A 17532-nucleotide genomic window follows, 5' to 3' on the forward strand; every position below is an offset into this window, starting at 1 on the left:
CGGATATATGTCCGGCCGCCGGACGCGCTTCAGGCGGCGGCAGCTTGCCTGAGCAGGATTGAGTTATGCTTTTCGAGGAATTCCATCAGCCGCTGCGGGTAGTCCGCGCCGACGGCGGCCCTGACGCTCGCCCGCTCGGAGAGCGCCTTGCGCCAGCGCGCCACCCGCTCAAGCCCTTCGAAGATGCCGCTGTCGCCGAGCGTGTCGAAGAGATCGAAATACCGGAAGACCGGCGCGAAGCCGGCGTCGACGAGGCTGAAGTCGTTGCCGGCGAAATAAGGCCCATCCGTCAGCACACCCTCGAGCGTCGCGAATTTGGCGGTGAGCGCCTTGCGCTTGGCCTCCAGCGGGTCCGCATCCTGTGCCGTCTCATAGCCCCAGAGATCGGAAAGCACGGACGAGCCGAATTCCATCCAGCCGCGATGGCGGGCACGCGTCAGCGGGTGTTTGGGATGCAGCGCGACGCCCGGCTGCGTTTCCTCCAGATATTCGCAGATGACGCTGCTTTCGAACAGCACCGCCTCGCTGCCGTCCTCTTCCTCGATCCGCAGCAGCGGCACCTTGCCGAGCGGCGAGATCTGCAGGAACCAGTCCGGCTTGTTGGCAAGATCGATGTTGATGCGCTCGAAGGGCACGTCCTTTTCGAGAAGCGCGATCGCGGCGCGCTGCACATAGGGGCAGAGATGATGGCTGACGAGGGTAAGTTTGCTCATGACGGTCTCCATGCGGCGATGATAGATGTAACTGCATCTAATATCGCTTGCGGCGGAATTCAAGATAGATGTAATTGCATTTATGTCCGAAAAAACGTCGAATCCGAGCGAAGCGGTCACCTCTGCCTGGACGAGCATCATCCGCGCCCGCGAACGCTTGCTCGCTGCCATCGAAGCCGATCTGAAGGCGGCCGGCATGCCGCCGCTTGCCTGGTATGACGTGCTTTGGGAATTGACGCGCTCGGAAGATGGCAAGCTGCGCCCCTACGAGATCGAAGAGCGGACATTGCTGGCCCAGTATAATCTTTCCCGGCTGATCGATCGGTTGGAAAAAGAGGGCTTAGTCCGGCGCGAGGCCTTCGCTGAAGATGGGCGCGGCCGTTGGGTGGTGATGTCAGATGCCGGCCGAAAGCTTCGCGAGCGCATGTGGACCGTCTATGCCAGATCGATCGAGACCCATATCGGCTGCAAGCTTGCCGACAACGAGGCGAAGACGATCGCCGGCGTGCTTGACCGCTTCCTCTAGATTCAACAGTAAGAGCATGATGTCATCCGAAAACCGTCTACACTTTTCGGCATCATGCTCCGATCAGGCAATCAGCGGCACGGCGACAGCCTTCAGCGCCTTCAACGCAGCCTTCGGATCGAGCCGCACCTGCAGCCCGCGCTGCCCACCATTGATATAGACCAGCGGTTCGGCAAGGGCGGCCTCCTCGATCGCCGTCGGTACGGTCTTCTTCTGGCCGAACGGGCTGATGCCGCCGACATGATAGCCCGTCAGCCGCTCGGCATCGGCAGGCTTCATCATGTTGGCCGATTTGCCGTGAAAGGCGCTCGCAAGCTTCTTCATGCTGACCTCGCGATCCGACGGCACGACGAGGCAGACCGGTTTGCCGTCCACTTCCGCCATCAGCGTCTTCAGCACCCGATGCGGCGCCTCGCCGAGCGCTTCGGCCGCCTGCAGCCCGACACGCTCAGCATTGGGGTCGTAGTCATAGGCATGAACTGTGAAGGCGACGCCCGCCTGCGAAAGAAGCTGTGTCGCGCGCGTGGTCTTGGACATCTCTTTCCCTCGTGAGCTCAGCGGGCCGCCTGTCAGCCTCCGAGCATACCGGCGTAAATCTCCGGCTTGAAGCCGATCAGCAGCTTGCCCTTCGCCTCCAGCACCGGCCGCTTGATCATCGACGGCTGGTCGAGCATCAGCTGGATTGCTTTCTCCCGGGTGAGGTTCTCGCGGTCGGCATCGGGCAGTTTGCGGAAGGTGGTGCCGGCGCGGTTGAGCACGGTGTCGAGGCCGGCTTCGTCGATCCAGGCTTCGAGATGGGCGCGGTCGATACCCAGCGCCTTGTAATCGTGAAACTCATAGGCGACGCTGTGTTCTTCCAGCCAGCTGCGGGCCTTCTTCATCGTGTCGCAATTCTTGATGCCATAGATGGTGACGGCCATGCCCGATCGATCTCCTTGTGATGGCAGCGAGATAACATGCACAAAGGCCGGCGCAAACGCCGTGCGACGTTTTATCCCCGAACGCGTCGACAATCGCAGCAGGACAAAACCGGCCTCGTTCAATTCTCCAGCGTGCCGGCCTTGCGGGAGGCCTTGCTGGGTTCGTCGCAGGCGATCTTCATCAGGTCGCCGCGCCGCCGCACCAGCCGGTCGGAGGTTCGGGTCAGGATCAGCCCGTCCTGCGGCGCGGTGAGCTCGATGCTGCCGCCCGGCTGTCCCGGCCGGGTGACGATCGTCACTAGGCGGTCGCCTTCCGCAATCTTCTCGCCGATATCGCGATGGAAAAGCACGGCGCCGCCTTCTGGAGTGCGAATGATCTCGATATTATCGAGCGGCACGGCCGGACCGGAAAATGGCGTTGCCGCTGGCTTCCCGTCACTGACGATCCCCCGTGTCGCGAGGAAGTGCCAGAGCCCGTCGGCATCCTTTTTCGCCAGCACCGGATCGACATCGCGCTTGCCGCGCAGCTCGACAGTGACGGAGAGTTTGCCGGGCAGCCGGGATTGGCGCTCGCCGGGAACTTCATATTTCCATGCAAAGCCGACGGCCTCCTCGAAGGCCGAACTTTCGCCGTCCGAAAGCAGCACGGCCTCCATGTCGAGTGAAGCGGCGAGATCGGCCGCCTCCGGCCAGAAGGCCTCGTCGATATAGGCATATTGCAGGGATTCGTCGTCGCAATGCAGGTCGAGCACGAGATCGGCCCCGAGCGCCATGTGCAGCAACTGCCGCTTCAATCTGTCGGTAGCCGGATAATCATCGAGGTCTTCGATCAGCGTGGCGCGATCCGCAACGGAGATCAGCGGGAAATCCCGGTTGAAATTGGTGCGCGAGCCCAAGTCGAAACGGCCCTGCAATTCGCCGAAATGCGACTGCGCCGCACCGATCGGATTGGCCTGCGGCACGAGGGTGATATCGCCGGCGATCGCGCCCTGGCTTTCCGCCTGCCGCAGCCTCTCGCAGAGGAAATGCAAGAGCACCGTTCCCGGCAGCTCGCCGGCATGCAGAGCCGCCTGGATATAGGTCTTCGGCGCCTTCGGATCGCCGCCCGTAAAGCGCAGCACCGGCAGCCGCCACTCCGTTCCCGGCGTATCTCCAGGGATGATGATCTCTGAAACGTCCATGCTGATTTCGCTCCCCGTGCAACACCTGAACGAGCTTTATGCGCAGAAGCTAGGCAAGCGCAAGCCGTGGCCAAGCGCATCAGCGGCACGGCCTTGCGGTCGGAGAGAAGCGGCTGAAGTGGACGTTCGACCGACATTGCAGCATCGCGATCTTTCCGGGAAGCCCGGCGCGCGCAAGAAACGGGTTGAAACAGCGGCCGTCTCATACGATTTTATGGGTCATCGCAAACGCGGAGCCTTTGCCATGGCTGAGACAATGCACCACTATCTCATCTTCGAAACCGCGAGCGGTTTCTGCGGCATCGCCTGGAGCGATGCCGGCATCACCCGCTTCCAGCTGCCGACCAAATCAGCGGAAGCGACCGAACGGCTGCTGTTGCGCCGCCTGTCGGATGCCGAATCCGGCGCACCGACGCCTGCTGTGCTCGAGACGGTCGCTGCGGTGAAGCGCTATTTCCAGGGCGAGGAGACGGATTTTTCCGGCGTCGAACTCGATCTTGCCGGTCAGGATGCCTTCTTCCGGGATATTTATGCGGCGGCACGGCGTGTCGGCTGGGGTCGCACGACCACTTACGGCGCGCTGGCGAAGGAGCTCGGCGTCGGGCCGGAAGCCGCCCGCGACGTCGGTCAGGCGATGGCGAAGAACCCGGTCGCTTTGATCATCCCCTGCCACCGGGTGCTGGCCGCCGGCGGCAAGATCGGCGGCTTCTCCGCTCCCGGCGGTTCGTCATCGAAAGCCCGCATGCTGGAACTCGAAGGCGTCAACCTTGCGCCGCCACCGCCTGCCCAGCAGTCGCTGGGTTTCTAGAGCAGTTCAGCAAAACCGCTCTAGACTTTTGCTGGAATTGCTTTGGCAAAATCTCAGCGGATCAATGCGGGCTGGCTGTCGGCCGGATGATGATCTCGCCGACATCGACATCATCAGGCTGGCTGACGGCGTAGAGGATCGAATTGGCGATGGCCTCGGGGCTGATCGTGATCGCCCTGAACGCCTTCATGGCATCCCGCGCCGTCGGATCGGTGATCGTCTCGGCCAGTTCCGATGTCGTCGTGCCGGGGGAGATGACGGTCACCCGGATGCGATCGGTTTCCTGCCGCAGCCCGTCCGAGATCGCCCGCACTGCGAATTTCGTCGCGCAATAGACCGCGGCGGTCGGAGAGACGCTGTGGCCGCCGATCGAAGACAGGTTGATGATCTGCCCCGATCCCTGCGCCTTCATGATCGGAAGGGCCGCCGCGATGCCGTAGAGAACGCCTTTGATATTGACGTCGACCATCCGGTCCCACTCGTCGACCTTGAGGGCGTCTAGCGGCGAGAGCGGCATGACCCCGGCATTGTTGACGATAACGTCCAGCCGGCCGAATTCGGACTTGGCAAAGCCTGCGAAGGCTTCCACATCCGCCCGGTCGGTGACGTCAAGCTTTTGCAGGCGCACCGACCCACCCTTTGCCGCGATGTCGGCGGCGAGTTCCTCCAGGCGCTCGGTGCGGCGCGCGCCAATCAGGACATGGGCGCCTGCGGCAGCCAGCACCTTTGCCGCAGCCTCTCCGATACCGCTGCTGGCTCCGGTGATGGCAATGACTTTTCCTTTGATATCAGACATTTCAAGCTCCATTTGCACGCCGCTCGCCTGGCGATACGGCTGAGGGTTTTCTTGGGAAATCGGCGCTGAGCGTCGTCTCCGCCCAGGCTTCGAAATTTGCGCGCAGCGCATCGAGCCGTTCGCGGGCGATCTTCAGGGCAGGTGCGCCGAGCAACAAGCGCAGCGGCGGCTCGTCCGCCTCGAACGCCGATATGATTGCTGTCGCGGCTCGCACCGGATCGCCCGGCTGGTTGCCGGAGACCGACCGGGTGGCCTGGCGCCGCTTGCCGGATGTCTCGGCATAGTCGTCGATGATCGTACTGGATTCGACCATCGACCGGCCGGCCCAATCCGTGCGGAAGGCGCCCGGTTCGAGGATCGTCACATCGATGCCAAGCGATTTGACCTCATGCGAAAGCGATTCCGACAAGCCTTCGACCGCAAATTTGGTGGCGTGGTAGTAGCCGGTTGCAGCAAAAGCGACGAGCCCGCCGAGCGAAGAGACGTTGAAGATATGTCCTTGCCGGCGTGAGCGCATGCCCGGCAGAACCTGCTTGGTGACAGCGATCAAACCGAACACATTGGTTTCGAACTGAGCGCGTATCTCGGCATCGTCGCCCTCTTCGATCGCCGAGAGGTAGCCGTAGCCGGCATTGTTGACGAGGACGTCGATCGCGCCGAAATGCGTTTCGGCGTCATGAACCGCGCCGGCGATGGAGTTGCTGTCCGTCACATCGAGTGCAAGGGCAAGCGCGCGGTCGCCGTGCTCTGCCGTGAGATCTGCCAGGGTCTCGGGTCTGCGCGCCGTCATGACGGCGCGCCAGCCGCGCGCCAGGACCGCTTCGGCGAGTGCCCGGCCGAGGCCGGACGATGCGCCGGTGATGAACCAGGTGGGTGCTGGGGAAGACATGATCGTCATCCTTTCCGGCCGGCAAATGCGGCCTTATCCTTGGTGATGTTGCCTTTCAGGCCGCACGTCATTGGCGGCGAAGCACCATGCCGCCATGATGGAGGGTATTGCCGTCGACGAAATCGCCGTCGGCCGTAAAGCCCGTGTCATCCCAGTATTCGATGTGGCTTCCGGTGACTTCGTAACGGCCGCGATAGGCGCTTTCGCGGTTTCCGCGGGCTTCGTCGTAACGGCCATTGGGCAGAAGTTCGTGGCGGATGCGGCCATCATCCGTAACCCACATGCCGACATAGGGGTGTTGCTGCATTCTGTTCTCGCTTGTTTGTTGCTGCTGATCTCGGTCGTTCACGGCATCGGTGGCGGACGAACTGGTCGCCGTACCAGCAAGGGTGACCGCCGTGAAAAACTGCAGAACCGGGCTTTTGAAAATCCTTCGCATTGCCTTGCCTTTCGAAGAGGATCTGCCGATGCGTGGGTCTTGGCGTTGATCTCGACTTGAAAGATAGCGTGCCCATCCGCGGCGATTAAGTTGCCAATCGAGGATGCCTTGGTTAGGAATGCTAACCAATGGTCGATGATCTCGAAGGCATTTCAGTTTTTCTTGCGGTGGCCGAGGCGCGGAACTTCCGCCTTGCCGGCGAGCGGCTTGGCGTCACCCGCTCCGCCGTCAGCCAGGCCCTGCAGCGCCTGGAGGATCGGGTTGGCGTCGCCCTGGTCCAGCGCACGACGCGTAGCGTCAGCCTGACCGAAGCCGGCGAAGTGTTCTTCGACGCGGTTCGTCCATCGGTCCGGCAGGTCAAGGATGCGATGCAGACGGTGCGAGAAATGCAGGCGCGCCCGAGCGGCCTGCTGCGGATCACCGTTTCCTCGATCGCCGAGAACTTCCTGTCCGGCACGTTACTGGCCGGTTTCATGGAAGCTTGCCCCGACATCAAACTCGATATCACCATCACCGATGACGAGTTCGATATCGTCGAGGCCGGTTTCGACGCCGGTGTCCGGCTGGGCGAAGTGATCGAGCAGGACATGATCGCGATTTCAGTCTCCGAAGAGCAGCGACAATGCGCGGCCGCATCCCGCAGCTATCTAGAGCGCCGCGGCCATCCCCGCCATCCCCGCGACCTGCAGGATCATGCCTGCATCGGATGGCGGCCACGCCCGGATACGGCGCCTTATCGCTGGGAGTTCACCGAGAACAATCGCGACTTCGACGTCTCCGTCGATCCCGTCGTCACGACCAACGACATGGGAATGATGATCCGCATGGCCTGCGCCGGAGCAGGCATCACCTTCGGCATGGTGGAAACCTTCCAATCCTATATCGAACGCGGGGAGCTCGTGCCGCTGCTGGAGGATTTCTGCCCCCCATTCCCGGGATTCTATCTCTACTATCCCAGGCGCCAGAGGCAGCCACTGAAGCTGCGCGCATTGGTCGATTATGTGCGCAGGTTTGACAGGCTCTAGACTTGCGATCTTCGATCGCAAGGTGCAACGCCTGAGATGGCGGAGGTTAAGATACTGCTGCCTCGCCGGCGAGCGCCTGGGTTGCCTTAGGCTGAGGACGCAGAAGCAAATAGAATGCGAAGACGTGGGTGATCATCAGCAAGGGCACGTAAATGATCGGGATCGCGTATGCGGCGCCCAATTCCTCCGCCCGCGCCGGCAGGCCGGCCTGGATCGCGTGATAGTAGTCGAGCACGAGGTCGGCCATTCCCACGAGATTGAAGGCGACGACGAACAGCCAGAAGACCGGACGCATGCTGATCGTGACGAGCGCCAACATGGCGAGCAGCCCGGACGCGAGGTCGCCATAGGCAGCGAAGGTGGCGAAGCTGGCGGGCAGGTTGGGACCGACGACGCCGGGCAGAATGAAGACGAGCCCGAAGAAGCGGAAGCTGTGCAGAGTGACGATGGCGCGGTGCGCCTTGACCCTGTCCATCGATTTGAGCCAGGGCAGAATATAGGCGCCGAAGCAAAGCAGCCACGCGACGTAGCCTAGCGCGAGATGGGTTTGAAAGATGGATTCCGTCGACATCGGGGCACTCCTGATTTGTGGGGTCCAGATGTACGGCCGCTTCCCGCGATCGACTATTGGCGATAATATCGATGCGGTATGAAGCAGAACTTCACAGTCAGGCAAGGCGCGCTCGACGGCGTTGAGGCGTTTCTGAGCGTTGCCCATCACCGTAGTTTTCGCAGAGCAGCCGCGGAACTCGGGGTGACCCCCTCGGCAGTCAGCCAGGCCGTACGCGCTCTTGAGGAGCGTGTCGGCGCAGTACTCTTCATCCGCACGACGCGCAGTGTCGGTCTGACTGAAGCCGGCGAGCGGTTCCTCGCGCGCGCAAAGCCCGCTTTCGAGGAACTGGTCGCCGCAAGCGCGGTTGCGCGTGAGCTCGGCCAGAGACCGGCTGGACTATTGCGCCTCACGGTGCCGCCGTCAGTGGTGCCGATCCTGTTGGAGCCACTGATTGCATCCTTCTGCCAGGCCTTTCCCGAGATCGAGGTGGAGGTCGCCGCGAATGAGGAACTGGTCGATATCGCGGCCGAAGGATTCGACGCCGGTATCCGGCTCGGCCAGTTCATCGCAGCCGACATGGTCGCGGTCCGGCTGACGCCGTCCTTCCCGCTGGTGGTCGTCGGCAGCCCCGAATATCTGCACCGGAGAGGGCGGCCCGAGCGTATCGACGATCTGCGTCAACATGCCTGCATCCGCATGCGCCGCTCGAACGGCTCAATCGCGCCATGGTCGTTTGTCAGCGGCAAAAAGCCGATAGAGGCTGTTGTCTCCGGGCCGCTGATCGCCCATGATTTTCCCACCATGCTGGGAGCCGCCGTCGAAGATATGGGGCTTGCGCAAGTGCCGGAGCCAATCGCCGCCGGACCGGTGAAGGCGGGAAAACTCGTCCGCGTCCTGGAGGCGTTCGCACCGATGGCGCCGGGTGTGTTCCTCTACTATCCCAGCCGTCATCAAGTGATGCCGAAGCTGCGGGCTTTCATCGATCACGTGAAAAGCCGGGCCGACGCTGCCGACAAAACCCGAATTCACATCGATGACAAGCAAACACCAGCCACAAAAATGCGCTGAGGTGGGACGCGCGGAATTCCATTGAGTTCGAACACCTGAATGACGCTCAAGATTGCCCATGACACGCGGTTTTGCTATTCCCGATCCTCAAGGGGTCGGTGGTGGCGAGTCTACCGATCATGGCTCCAGTCTCACGGCCTGGCAGCTCGTGCCCCACGATCATCCATCCTGTTGTCGGAGAACATATGCTCGACGAGGTCTTTCCCATTCCGACCAGGGCCTTGATCCGCCAGGGCGGGCGGGCCTGTTTTTATCGTCTCGTCAATACGAGCCCCCTGTTGATACAGGTGCAATCGGGAACGAAGATCGTCATGGCAGACGACAAGGCTTTGCGCCTCGAGGCGGGCGCCTACGGCTTGCTGCCCGACTATCGACCGTTGACGATGGAGAATATTCCCAAGGCGCCGCAGAAGTATCAGACCCTGGCGCTTCCTGTTCCGCGACAGCTCTTCGAGGAAGCCTATACCAGGATGGGATCGCTCGCCGTTCCATCGAGGCCTGTCCCGGCAGCCACCTCGAAGCTGCCGGAGGAAGCCGCGGCATTGTTTGACTATTGCAGTCAGCCCGGCAATCTGACGAGACTTCCCGGCGCCATTGCCAAGGCTCGTTTGATGGAGCTGATCACCTGGTTTGCGCTCTGCGGAGCGGTGTTGGGCCAATGCCAAAGCCCTCGGCTCGAGGACCGGCTGCGGCAGATGATCGAAAGTGATACGGCCTTTGATTGGACGCTGGGGCAAGCGGCGCGCGCGTTCAACATGAGCGAAGCGACGCTGAGGCGTAAGCTGGCCGCCGAGAATACCGGCTACAGTGAGATCTTGAGCGATACAAGGATGAATCGCGCCTTGGGTCTCATTCAAACCACAACCCTGCCGATGGCGCAGGTCGCGCTTGAGGTCGGTTACGATTCCCCGTCGCAATTCGCGGCGCGGTTCAAAGAGCGGTTTGGCGTCAATCCACGCCATGTGCGGGGCGGCTCTGAGCGTTTTGAGCGGATCGGGGCAGAAGTTGAGCATAGCGGGGCAGATGCACTTGCTCGGTGACGATAGTTTTCCTGCATTATCAACCGCAGGAAAACAGAATGCGTTTTATCACAGCAGTACTTCTCGCCACATCCGTCTTTGGCGCGACGGCCGCACAGGCCGAAATGAAGCTCACCTCGAAGGATTTGACCGCCGGCAAGGCCATGGCCGATGCACAGGTCTTCAACAGCTTCGGCTGCGCCGGCAAGAACATCTCGCCGGAACTGACCTGGTCGGGTGCCCCCGAGGCGACCAAGAGCTTCGCCATCATGGCTTACGATCCGGATGCTCCGACCGGCTCGGGCTGGTGGCATTGGTCGGTGTTCAACATTCCCGCAAATGCCTCGGAGATTGCCACTGGCGCCAGCGGTGACAAGAAGCTTCCCGCAGGCACTGTCGAAGGTCACACCGATTTTGGTACATCAGGCTATGGCGGCGCATGCCCGCCGGCCGGCGATGGGCCGCACCACTACCAGTTTACCGTCTATGCGCTTTCGGTCGAAAAGCTTCCGCTTCCTGATACTGCGCCGGGCGCCATGGTTGGCTTCTATGTCAGGGCAAATACGCTCGACAAGGCCTCCGTCGAGGTCACCTACGGCCGCTGAAGCAGGCCGTGATCGAAGTCGTCATCTGTCCATGACAAAAGTCCGGCCGAGGCAATTGAACCTCGGCCGGCCGTCTCCCGTGCGGGCTTATTCGGTCCGCAACCTTAGACCGTCATTGCTTCCCAGCAAATCAATGGACCGTCTTCGGCATCGATACGCTCGCCGGCGCGAATGAATCCATTGCGCTCGAGGACACGCTGTGACGCAATGTTCGCAACCCCGGTCTCTGCGGAGATCAGAGCCACGCGAGGGTCGCTCCGCCCCCACTCCAGCAACTGGCCTATGGCGCGCGCGGTGCATCCACGGCCCTGGCGCGAAGGCGCAATCCCATAGCCGATATGGATGTTTCCATCTTGTGGAACTCGAACGATGGAGCAGAGGCCGACGACCTCGCCATCCTCCACGATCATCCAGGCCGACGGCGAGAATTCAGCGCCTATGTCAGTCGCGAGGCGGTTCAACATCTCCAGTACTTCAGGAGGCGCAATGGTGCTGTCTTGGACAAGGCGCAGATGACGTGGCGCGATGCCCTTCAGCAGCGCTTCAAAATCATGAGACGTTAGTTCGATAATCATAGTCTTCTCGACACTAGACATGCGCCAGCATTGGGCGCGCTAAGGCCGAGCGATAGAATGAAGGTTAGCTCTCGGTCACGATGCCGAGCGCCATCATCCTTACCGCCGCAGCCGGTGAGTTCTGGATCGTTACGACGGCAAACAAAGGCATTCTCCTCTAAGATGGAAAGCGAATAACAGTGCCGGGCGAGGATCGCAAGACGCTCCGATCGGGCGGCACCGGCTGATCCATGCCAAACCGCAAGATCGGTCGGGCGCTGGTTGCCGGAGGAATCTAGTTTGAGCTGCCACGGAGACCAAGGCGAATGACCGCAGCGCTTCGGAACTATCATGAGCGGATGCAGCGAGTGCTGGATTATGTCGACCGGCACCTCGATGACGATCTCGATCTTGACCTTCTGAGCGGTGTCGCGGCTTTCTCGAAGTTTCATTTCCACCGGCAGTTTACGGCGACCTTCGGATTATCAGTGCATCGCTATATCAGGCTTGCCCGCATGAAGCGCGCTTCATACCGGCTGGCTTACAGGGACGAAGAACGCGTCACTGACATAGCGATGGATGCCGGTTACGACGCACCGGATGCCTTCGCCCGCGCCTTTCGGCAACGGTTCGGGCAGTCGCCTTCGTCGTTCCGGAAGTCTCCTGACTGGGAGCCGTGGCTTGCCGCCTTCGGGCCTCTCGACAACGCAAGGAGCAAGCTCACGCAGAAGACTTTTACCACTGACGACGTGAAGATTCGCGATGTGCCCACCACGCCGGTGGCGATTATGGAACACCGGGGCGACCCGGCGATGCTCGGCGCCACCATCCAGCGGTTCATCGCCTGGCGCAAGGCCGCTGGCTTGCACCCCAAGACAAGTCCGACCTTCAATGTCTGGCGTTCCGAGCGGCGTCCTGCGTCGCCTGCCGATTATAGCGTGGACCTTTGTGTCGGGACCGACCAACCGATCGAGGCGAACGGCAAAGAGATCAAAGCCGGCGAGATTCCTGGCGGACGCTGCGCGGTGCTGCCCGTCGTCGGCAACACCGACAATCTGGAGCCCGCCGCGCTCTACCTTTATCGCGACTGGCTTCCGGCCAGCGGCGAGGAAGCACGCGATTTCCCGATCTATTGCCAGCGGCTGAGCTTCTTCCCCGAGGTGCCGGAGCATGAGGCGGTGGCGGAACTGTTTCTGCCGCTGAAATAGCGCCGCTGATGGCGGCTTGTTCATTCTCATGGGTGGAAGCGGACAGGCCGTTGTCCACCCCAGCCCGGGCGGTTGGCGAACATCAGGTCGCGGATTTATGCCCACGTTAAAAACCAATTGCGATATAAAACCAGTTGAACTAACTTACAACCGATTGCATAATGCAATCAGCCTGCGGCGATATGCCGTTTAAGGAAAGGAAGTGAGGATGGCTAAGCTTGTGTTCGGAATGAACCAGTCCTTGGACGGCTACGTCGATCATATGGCGTTTGGGCCAAGCCCCACGCTCTTCCGCCACTTCATCGAAGAGGCTCAGCGGCAGGCGGGCAGTGTGTACGGTCGCCGGATGTATGAGGTCATGCGTTACTGGGACGACGAACATCCTGAATGGGACCCAGAGCGACAGGCCTTCGCGGCGGCGTGGCGGAACCAGCCCAAATGGGTCGTCTCGCGCTCGTTGACGTCGGTCGGTCCCAACGCCAGGCTTGTTGGGGAAGATCTTGAGGCCGCGATCCGCGCGCTGAAGGCAGAGCGCGACGGGGAGATCGAAGTTGCCGGCCCCAATTTGGCGCAAAGCCTCACCGAACTTGGCCTGATCGACGAGTATCGAATCTACCTGCACCCCGTCGTGCTCGGTCATGGCAAGCCATATTTCGCCGGACCACGGCCGCCGCTCCGCCTGATGGCTCATGACCGGATTGGCGAGGATGTGATCAGGTTGACCTACGTTCCGGCTTGATCGCGCGACTCGCCAGATGAAAATCGCAGCTCGGCTTCCGACCGGATTACGGCAAGCGTCGCCGGCGACCCGCCGGGCGTCAGTCGCGCGACACGGACAGCCCCGCGAGAAGCGGAGCATACGCGGCGAGCCGGCGGGATACGAACTCCGTGAAGAGCCGGACGCGCTTCGTCTTGCGTGTCTCCCCCTGCGTCAGAAGCCAGAGCGTTCCATGCATGTGCAGGTCGGTGCCCGGCACCCTCACCAACAGAGGGTCGGCATCTCCGACGAAGCACGGCAGTGTCGTCATCCCGAGCCCTTGCCGTACTGCAACGATCTGCGCCTCGCCGTCCGTGATCCTGAACGGAACCCCCGTGGTGCGAACCTCACCCTCGCGGACCCAATCCGGAATTCCATGAATGCTTATGACGATCCACCGGATGGGATCCGGCGCCCCCGCACGCCATGCGGCCAGTCGATCGCGAGACATGTAGACGCCGCTGAAGAGCTCCGGTCCCTTCAGGCCGTGAAGATTGAGCGGCAGGGTTTTGCGGTCGTAAACGACGCGGATCGCCACGTCGGCCTCTCGGTTGGTCAGATTTGCCAGCTCGCCGGACGAGATGATTTCCATCTCGATATCGGGATGCAGAACCGCGAAATCGGCGAGATCCGGCATGAGCAGATGTGTCGCAAGGGTTGGAGCCAACGTCACCCGCAGAAGCCCGCGCACGCTCTGGTCGCGACCGAAGACGCGCGTCTCCAGCTGGTGCGACGACGCTTCCATCTCGTTCGCGAGCTCGAGGACCTCCTCGCCCGCAGCCGTCAGGCGGTAGCCCGAAGGCAGCTTTTCGAACATCTGCGCCCCGAGGCGTTCCTCGAGCTGAGCGATGCGTCGCAGCACGGTCGAATGATACACCCCGAGGCCCTCGGCGGCAGCCCGCACTGAGCCTCCGCGCGCCACGGCAAGAAAGTAGCGAATGTCATCCCAGTCGATCATGGTGCAATCCAGCACCGCGCGGTGCGCCTTCCGAAGCCCGTATCTAACGCGTCGTACAGCAGTACGGGCTGTCATCATAGCTTATGTCGACGAGCGCGGCTCAATTCCGAACGACAGACACCGATCGTCGCGGCTGGCGTCAGTCGTCCAGGCGGATCGATTTTGCACCACCGATGTGCGCGCTTCCGCACTCAACGCCTGACTCCGGTGGACCTATTTGAGGGTCTCGGGGGCGTCCCCGAACGATCAAAGGCGGAGCCTGGAAGGAGAAGTCATGGGAAAGCTTGAGGGTAAGGTTGCAGTCATCACGGGTGGATCGAGCGGCATGGCGCTGGCGAGCGCCAAGCGGTTCGTTGAAGAAGGCGCCTATGTTTTTATCACGGGCCGGAGGCAGGAGGCGCTCGACGAGGCCGTCAAGTTGATTGGCCGGAACGTGACCGGCGTGCGCGGCGACGCGGCCAATCTCGACGACCTCGATCGTCTGTTCGACACGGTCAAACGGGAAAAGGGTAAGATCGACATCCTATACGCGAGCGCCGGCACGGGCGAAGCCGTCCCACTGGGCGAGATTACCGAGCAGCATTTCGACGCGACCTTCAACCTGAATACGCGGGGCACGCTGTTTACGGTTCAGAAGGCGTTGCCGCTGTTCAACGATGGCGGATCGATCTTCATGACCGGGTCAGTTGCTTCGCTGAAAGGTTTTCCTGGCTACAGCGTGTATGCGGCGAGCAAGGCGGCGCTGCACGCGTTCGCACGCGGGTGGCTCAACGAACTCAAGGGCAGGAATATACGGGTGAACGTGCTGCATCCGGGGCCGATCGCCACACCGATGCAGGACCAAGTTCTCACCGAGGAGGCGAAGCAAATGTTCGAATCCCTGATCCCGCGGGGAAAGATGGGTCGTCCTGAGGAAATTGCGGCGGCCGCGCTGTTTCTTGCTTCAGACGATTCGAGCTTCGTGAATGGGGTGGAGTTGTCTGTCGACGGCGGCTTCTCGGCCATCTGAAATCGCGCCGGATCGCCGGAAGCGGCTGACCGTCCGGCCGTGCGGAAGTCGTTCACGGCGAGACGTCTACGCGAAAGTCGCCATACAGCGGAACGGATCCCCAGAGCCACTAAGGGCCCGGGAATCAATATCAACACGGATAGGAGAAATATCATGAGCTATGCGATTGTAGGATTCGGTAAGATAGGCCAGGCCCTTGCCCACGCCTTCGCCCGTAAAAACATCAAGGTGGCCGTCGCGAGCCGCCGGCCCCCCGAGGCGTTGGCGCCTCAGGCGCGGGCGATTGGCCCCACGGTCGTCGCCAAGTCGCTGCAGGATGCACTCGAGGCCGACACGATCATCCTGGCGGTCCCGTTCGGGGAGCATCGCGAGGTTGCGAAGGCTCTGCCGAGCTGGGAAGGCAAGACAGTCATCGACGCGACGAACTCGTTTCCCTTCACTCCCGAAGAGCTGGACGGCCTGCCGCCCTCCGCCTTCGTCGCGAAGGCGTTCACCGGCGCCAAGCTCGTGAAAGGTTTCAATCACCTGATTGCCGCCACCCTGGCTACCGATCCGATCGTTGAGGGCGGCCACCGGGTCGTCTTTCTGTCGAGCGACGACGAGGACGCGATCGCTCCCGTGGCGGATTTGGCCAAACAGCTCGGGTTCGCACCCGTCAAGCTGGGAAAGCTCAACGAGGGTGGCGCGCTGGTGCACGCACGCGGCCGCACTTGGGGCCAGCTCATCTTCCAGGATTTGTTCAAGAAGGAGCAATAATCGATCTAAGGCCGTGTGATTTGGCCCGAGAAGTACGATGGCCTAGGATTCGCTCGAGTGTCCTCTGCCATCCGATACTACCCCACGGTATCCGCGTCACTCCCACTCGATCGTGCCAGGCGGCTTCGACGTAACATCATAGACCACGCGGTTGATGCCGCGCACCTCGTTGATGATGCGGGTCGCGGCGCGGCCGAGGAATTCCATGTCGTAGTGGTAGAAGTCCGCCGTCATGCCGTCGACGGAGGTGACAGCGCGCAGCGCGCAGACGAATTCATAGGTGCGCCCGTCGCCCATGACGCCGACCGTCTGGACTGGCAGCAGCACCGCAAAAGCCTGCCAGATAGCGTCGTAGAGGCCGGCCTTGCGGATTTCGTCGAGATAGATCGCATCGGCCTCGCGCAGGATCTCCAGCTTTTCGCGGGTGATGCCGCCGGGGCAGCGGATGGCCAGGCCGGGGCCCGGGAAGGGGTGGCGGCCGATGAAGCTGTCGGGCAGGCCGAGCTCGCGGCCAAGCGCGCGCACCTCGTCCTTGAAGAGCTCGCGCAGCGGCTCGACGAGCTGCATCTTCATGCGCTCCGGCAGGCCGCCGACATTGTGGTGCGATTTAATCGTCACCGACGGGCCGCCGGTGAAAGAAACGCTTTCGATGACGTCGGGATAGAGCGTGCCTTGGCCGAGGAAATCGGCGCCGCCGAGCTTCTTGGCCTCTTCCTCGAAGGTCTCGATGAACAGCCGGCCGATGATCTTGCGCTTGGTTTCCGGGTCGCTGACGCCTTCGAGTTCGCCGATGAAGCGGTCGGAAGCATCGACGTGCAGCAGATGCAGATTGTAATGCTCGCGGAACATGGCGACGACGCCGGCTGCCTCGTCCTTGCGCATCAGCCCGTGGTCGACGAGGATGCAGGTCAGCTGGTCGCCGACGGCCTCGTGGATCAAGAGCGCTGCGACGGAACTGTCGACGCCGCCTGAAAGCGCGCAGATGACGCGCTTGTCGCCCACCTGCGCGCGGATCTGCTCGACCGCCTTCTGGCGATAGGCCGACATCGACCAGTCGCCCTTGATGCCGGCGATGTTGTGAATGAAGTTACCGATCAGCTTGGCGCCATCAGGCGTATGCACCACTTCCGGGTGGAACTGCACGCCGTAATATTTGCGCTTCTCGTCGGCAATGAAGGCGTAGGGGGCGTTGGAGGAGGTGGCGACCACCTCGAAACCATCTGGCAGCGCGGTGACGCGGTCGCCATGGCTCATCCAGACCTGGTGGCGCGAGCCGGAGGACCACAGGCCCTCGAACAGCTGGCAGTCCCTGTCGACCTCGAGGAAGGCGCGGCCGAATTCGCGGTGATGGCCGCTCTCGACCTTGCCGCCGAGCTGCATGCACATCGTCTGCTGGCCGTAGCAGATGCCGAACACCGGCAGGCCGCTGTCGAAGATGATCTGAGGCGCTCGCGGCGATCCCTCGTCCACCGTGGAAGCCGGGCTGCCGGACAGGATCACGGCCTTCGGCTGCAGGCGCCGAAAGGCCTCTTCGGCCGATTGGAAGGGAACGATCTCGCAATAGACGCCAGCCTCGCGCACGCGCCGTGCGATGAGCTGGGTCACCTGGCTGCCGAAATCGACGATGAGAACGGAGTCGGGATGTGCTGTCTGGGTCATGGCGAGGCTTTAATGAAAAGCGCTTCGCCTGGCAATGCGGGAAATCGGCGGTATCGGGTTTTTATTGTTCCAATTGTCCCGCATTCAAG

The 17532-nt window shown here is 61.9% G+C and carries 21 protein-coding genes; 10 read left to right on the forward strand and 11 right to left on the reverse strand.

Annotated features, from left to right (window positions below):
• Positions 1-29 precede the first annotated feature (29 nt).
• Entirely contained in the window at positions 30-713 is a 684-nt protein-coding gene (locus BS629_RS32885) for a glutathione S-transferase family protein (protein WP_018244400.1), read from the reverse strand.
• A gap of 82 nt (positions 714-795) precedes the next feature.
• Here BS629_RS32885 and BS629_RS32890 point away from each other — a divergent pair, with 82 nt between their 5' ends.
• The gene (locus tag BS629_RS32890; protein ID WP_018244401.1) at positions 796-1239 is read left to right on the forward strand and encodes a MarR family winged helix-turn-helix transcriptional regulator; all 444 of its coding nucleotides are present in this window, start codon (positions 796-798) and stop codon (positions 1237-1239) included.
• 63 nt (positions 1240-1302) lie between these two features.
• On the opposite strand, the gene ybaK is transcribed toward BS629_RS32890, so the two are convergent.
• The 3 genes from ybaK to BS629_RS32905 all read right to left on the reverse strand — a co-directional run bounded on the left by ybaK (position 1303) and on the right by BS629_RS32905 (position 3340).
• The gene (gene ybaK / locus BS629_RS32895; protein WP_018244402.1) at positions 1303-1776 is read right to left on the reverse strand and encodes a Cys-tRNA(Pro) deacylase; all 474 of its coding nucleotides are present in this window, start codon (positions 1774-1776) and stop codon (positions 1303-1305) included.
• 32 nt (positions 1777-1808) lie between these two features.
• Entirely contained in the window at positions 1809-2159 is a 351-nt protein-coding gene (locus BS629_RS32900; protein ID WP_018244403.1) for an ArsC family reductase, read from the reverse strand.
• 119 nt (positions 2160-2278) lie between these two features.
• Complete coding sequence (locus BS629_RS32905) at positions 2279-3340, reverse strand: succinylglutamate desuccinylase/aspartoacylase family protein (RefSeq protein WP_018244404.1); 1062 nt, start codon at positions 3338-3340, stop codon at positions 2279-2281.
• Between the two features lie 244 nt (positions 3341-3584).
• Here BS629_RS32905 and BS629_RS32910 point away from each other — a divergent pair, with 244 nt between their 5' ends.
• Positions 3585-4148, forward strand: coding sequence for a methylated-DNA--[protein]-cysteine S-methyltransferase (locus tag BS629_RS32910; protein WP_026188582.1), 564 nt, complete (start codon positions 3585-3587; stop codon positions 4146-4148).
• Positions 4149-4209: 61 nt separating this feature from the next.
• Here BS629_RS32910 and BS629_RS32915 read toward each other — a convergent pair whose 3' ends face one another.
• Genes BS629_RS32915 through BS629_RS32925 form a run of 3 tightly spaced genes read right to left on the reverse strand, consistent with a single transcriptional unit; the run spans position 4210 to position 6272 of the window.
• Complete coding sequence (locus BS629_RS32915) at positions 4210-4944, reverse strand: SDR family oxidoreductase (protein ID WP_026188583.1); 735 nt, start codon at positions 4942-4944, stop codon at positions 4210-4212.
• Between the two features lies 1 nt (position 4945).
• Positions 4946-5842: an oxidoreductase gene (locus BS629_RS32920; protein ID WP_018244407.1), complete on the reverse strand. Its 897-nt coding sequence runs from the start codon at positions 5840-5842 to the stop codon at positions 4946-4948.
• 58 nt (positions 5843-5900) lie between these two features.
• Positions 5901-6272 (reverse strand): Atu4866 domain-containing protein, encoded by a 372-nt coding sequence (locus tag BS629_RS32925; protein ID WP_018244408.1) that lies wholly within the window; start codon positions 6270-6272, stop codon positions 5901-5903.
• A gap of 128 nt (positions 6273-6400) precedes the next feature.
• Here BS629_RS32925 and BS629_RS32930 point away from each other — a divergent pair, with 128 nt between their 5' ends.
• Positions 6401-7297, forward strand: a complete 897-nt coding sequence (locus BS629_RS32930; protein ID WP_018244409.1) for a LysR family transcriptional regulator — start codon at positions 6401-6403, stop codon at positions 7295-7297.
• A 46-nt stretch (positions 7298-7343) separates the two neighbouring features.
• Here the strand turns inward: BS629_RS32930 and BS629_RS32935 are convergent, their stop codons facing one another.
• On the reverse strand, positions 7344-7868 hold the full coding sequence (locus tag BS629_RS32935; protein ID WP_018244410.1) for a hypothetical protein: 525 nt from the start codon (positions 7866-7868) through the stop codon (positions 7344-7346).
• A 78-nt stretch (positions 7869-7946) separates the two neighbouring features.
• Between BS629_RS32935 and BS629_RS32940 the strand changes: the two genes are divergently transcribed.
• The 3 genes from BS629_RS32940 (at position 7947) to BS629_RS32950 (ending at position 10542) form a co-directional block, all read left to right on the forward strand.
• Positions 7947-8918, forward strand: coding sequence for a LysR family transcriptional regulator (locus BS629_RS32940; RefSeq protein WP_018244411.1), 972 nt, complete (start codon positions 7947-7949; stop codon positions 8916-8918).
• A 185-nt stretch (positions 8919-9103) separates the two neighbouring features.
• The gene (locus BS629_RS32945) at positions 9104-9958 is read left to right on the forward strand and encodes a helix-turn-helix domain-containing protein (protein WP_018244412.1); all 855 of its coding nucleotides are present in this window, start codon (positions 9104-9106) and stop codon (positions 9956-9958) included.
• A gap of 38 nt (positions 9959-9996) precedes the next feature.
• Positions 9997-10542: a YbhB/YbcL family Raf kinase inhibitor-like protein gene (locus tag BS629_RS32950; protein ID WP_018244413.1), complete on the forward strand. Its 546-nt coding sequence runs from the start codon at positions 9997-9999 to the stop codon at positions 10540-10542.
• A 104-nt stretch (positions 10543-10646) separates the two neighbouring features.
• Here BS629_RS32950 and BS629_RS32955 read toward each other — a convergent pair whose 3' ends face one another.
• A complete protein-coding gene (locus BS629_RS32955; RefSeq protein WP_018244414.1) occupies positions 10647-11138 on the reverse strand; it encodes a GNAT family N-acetyltransferase in 492 nt (163 codons plus the stop codon).
• Positions 11139-11422: 284 nt separating this feature from the next.
• Between BS629_RS32955 and BS629_RS32960 the strand changes: the two genes are divergently transcribed.
• Together BS629_RS32960 and BS629_RS32965 are read left to right on the forward strand one after the other, a co-directional pair.
• Positions 11423-12304, forward strand: a complete 882-nt coding sequence (locus BS629_RS32960) for an AraC family transcriptional regulator (protein WP_018244415.1) — start codon at positions 11423-11425, stop codon at positions 12302-12304.
• A gap of 208 nt (positions 12305-12512) precedes the next feature.
• Complete coding sequence (locus BS629_RS32965) at positions 12513-13043, forward strand: dihydrofolate reductase family protein (RefSeq protein WP_018244416.1); 531 nt, start codon at positions 12513-12515, stop codon at positions 13041-13043.
• Between the two features lie 79 nt (positions 13044-13122).
• On the opposite strand, the gene BS629_RS32970 is transcribed toward BS629_RS32965, so the two are convergent.
• Positions 13123-14019, reverse strand: coding sequence for a LysR family transcriptional regulator (locus BS629_RS32970; RefSeq protein WP_018244417.1), 897 nt, complete (start codon positions 14017-14019; stop codon positions 13123-13125).
• 274 nt (positions 14020-14293) lie between these two features.
• Between BS629_RS32970 and BS629_RS32975 the strand changes: the two genes are divergently transcribed.
• Together BS629_RS32975 and BS629_RS32980 are read left to right on the forward strand one after the other, a co-directional pair.
• Positions 14294-15028, forward strand: a complete 735-nt coding sequence (locus BS629_RS32975) for an SDR family NAD(P)-dependent oxidoreductase (RefSeq protein WP_018244418.1) — start codon at positions 14294-14296, stop codon at positions 15026-15028.
• Positions 15029-15181: 153 nt separating this feature from the next.
• Entirely contained in the window at positions 15182-15784 is a 603-nt protein-coding gene (locus BS629_RS32980; protein ID WP_018244419.1) for an NADPH-dependent F420 reductase, read from the forward strand.
• 96 nt (positions 15785-15880) lie between these two features.
• On the opposite strand, the gene guaA is transcribed toward BS629_RS32980, so the two are convergent.
• A complete protein-coding gene (gene guaA / locus BS629_RS32985; RefSeq protein WP_018244420.1) occupies positions 15881-17443 on the reverse strand; it encodes a glutamine-hydrolyzing GMP synthase in 1563 nt (520 codons plus the stop codon).
• Between the last annotated feature and the right edge of the window lie 89 nt (positions 17444-17532).

It is taken from the genome of Rhizobium leguminosarum bv. viciae USDA 2370 (assembly GCF_002008365.1).
Classification (GTDB): Bacteria; Pseudomonadota; Alphaproteobacteria; order Rhizobiales; family Rhizobiaceae; genus Rhizobium; species Rhizobium leguminosarum.

Coding starts and splice junctions, on each gene's coding strand:
- guaA (WP_018244420.1), bottom strand. CDS start 17,443: ATGACCCAGACAGCACATCCCGACTCCGTTCTCATCGTCGATTTCGGC.
- BS629_RS32900 (WP_018244403.1), bottom strand. CDS start 2,159: ATGGCCGTCACCATCTATGGCATCAAGAATTGCGACACGATGAAGAAG.
- BS629_RS32890 (WP_018244401.1), top strand. CDS start 796: ATGTCCGAAAAAACGTCGAATCCGAGCGAAGCGGTCACCTCTGCCTGG.
- BS629_RS32945 (WP_018244412.1), top strand. CDS start 9,104: ATGCTCGACGAGGTCTTTCCCATTCCGACCAGGGCCTTGATCCGCCAG.
- BS629_RS32905 (WP_018244404.1), bottom strand. CDS start 3,340: ATGGACGTTTCAGAGATCATCATCCCTGGAGATACGCCGGGAACGGAG.
- BS629_RS32935 (WP_018244410.1), bottom strand. CDS start 7,868: ATGTCGACGGAATCCATCTTTCAAACCCATCTCGCGCTAGGCTACGTC.
- BS629_RS32885 (WP_018244400.1), bottom strand. CDS start 713: ATGAGCAAACTTACCCTCGTCAGCCATCATCTCTGCCCCTATGTGCAG.
- BS629_RS32965 (WP_018244416.1), top strand. CDS start 12,513: ATGGCTAAGCTTGTGTTCGGAATGAACCAGTCCTTGGACGGCTACGTC.
- BS629_RS32910 (WP_026188582.1), top strand. CDS start 3,585: ATGGCTGAGACAATGCACCACTATCTCATCTTCGAAACCGCGAGCGGT.
- BS629_RS32925 (WP_018244408.1), bottom strand. CDS start 6,272: ATGCGAAGGATTTTCAAAAGCCCGGTTCTGCAGTTTTTCACGGCGGTC.
- BS629_RS32950 (WP_018244413.1), top strand. CDS start 9,997: ATGCGTTTTATCACAGCAGTACTTCTCGCCACATCCGTCTTTGGCGCG.
- BS629_RS32960 (WP_018244415.1), top strand. CDS start 11,423: ATGACCGCAGCGCTTCGGAACTATCATGAGCGGATGCAGCGAGTGCTG.
- BS629_RS32920 (WP_018244407.1), bottom strand. CDS start 5,842: ATGACGATCATGTCTTCCCCAGCACCCACCTGGTTCATCACCGGCGCA.
- ybaK (WP_018244402.1), bottom strand. CDS start 1,776: ATGTCCAAGACCACGCGCGCGACACAGCTTCTTTCGCAGGCGGGCGTC.
- BS629_RS32915 (WP_026188583.1), bottom strand. CDS start 4,944: ATGTCTGATATCAAAGGAAAAGTCATTGCCATCACCGGAGCCAGCAGC.
- BS629_RS32970 (WP_018244417.1), bottom strand. CDS start 14,019: ATGATCGACTGGGATGACATTCGCTACTTTCTTGCCGTGGCGCGCGGA.
- BS629_RS32930 (WP_018244409.1), top strand. CDS start 6,401: ATGGTCGATGATCTCGAAGGCATTTCAGTTTTTCTTGCGGTGGCCGAG.
- BS629_RS32940 (WP_018244411.1), top strand. CDS start 7,947: ATGAAGCAGAACTTCACAGTCAGGCAAGGCGCGCTCGACGGCGTTGAG.
- BS629_RS32955 (WP_018244414.1), bottom strand. CDS start 11,138: ATGTCTAGTGTCGAGAAGACTATGATTATCGAACTAACGTCTCATGAT.
- BS629_RS32980 (WP_018244419.1), top strand. CDS start 15,182: ATGAGCTATGCGATTGTAGGATTCGGTAAGATAGGCCAGGCCCTTGCC.
- BS629_RS32975 (WP_018244418.1), top strand. CDS start 14,294: ATGGGAAAGCTTGAGGGTAAGGTTGCAGTCATCACGGGTGGATCGAGC.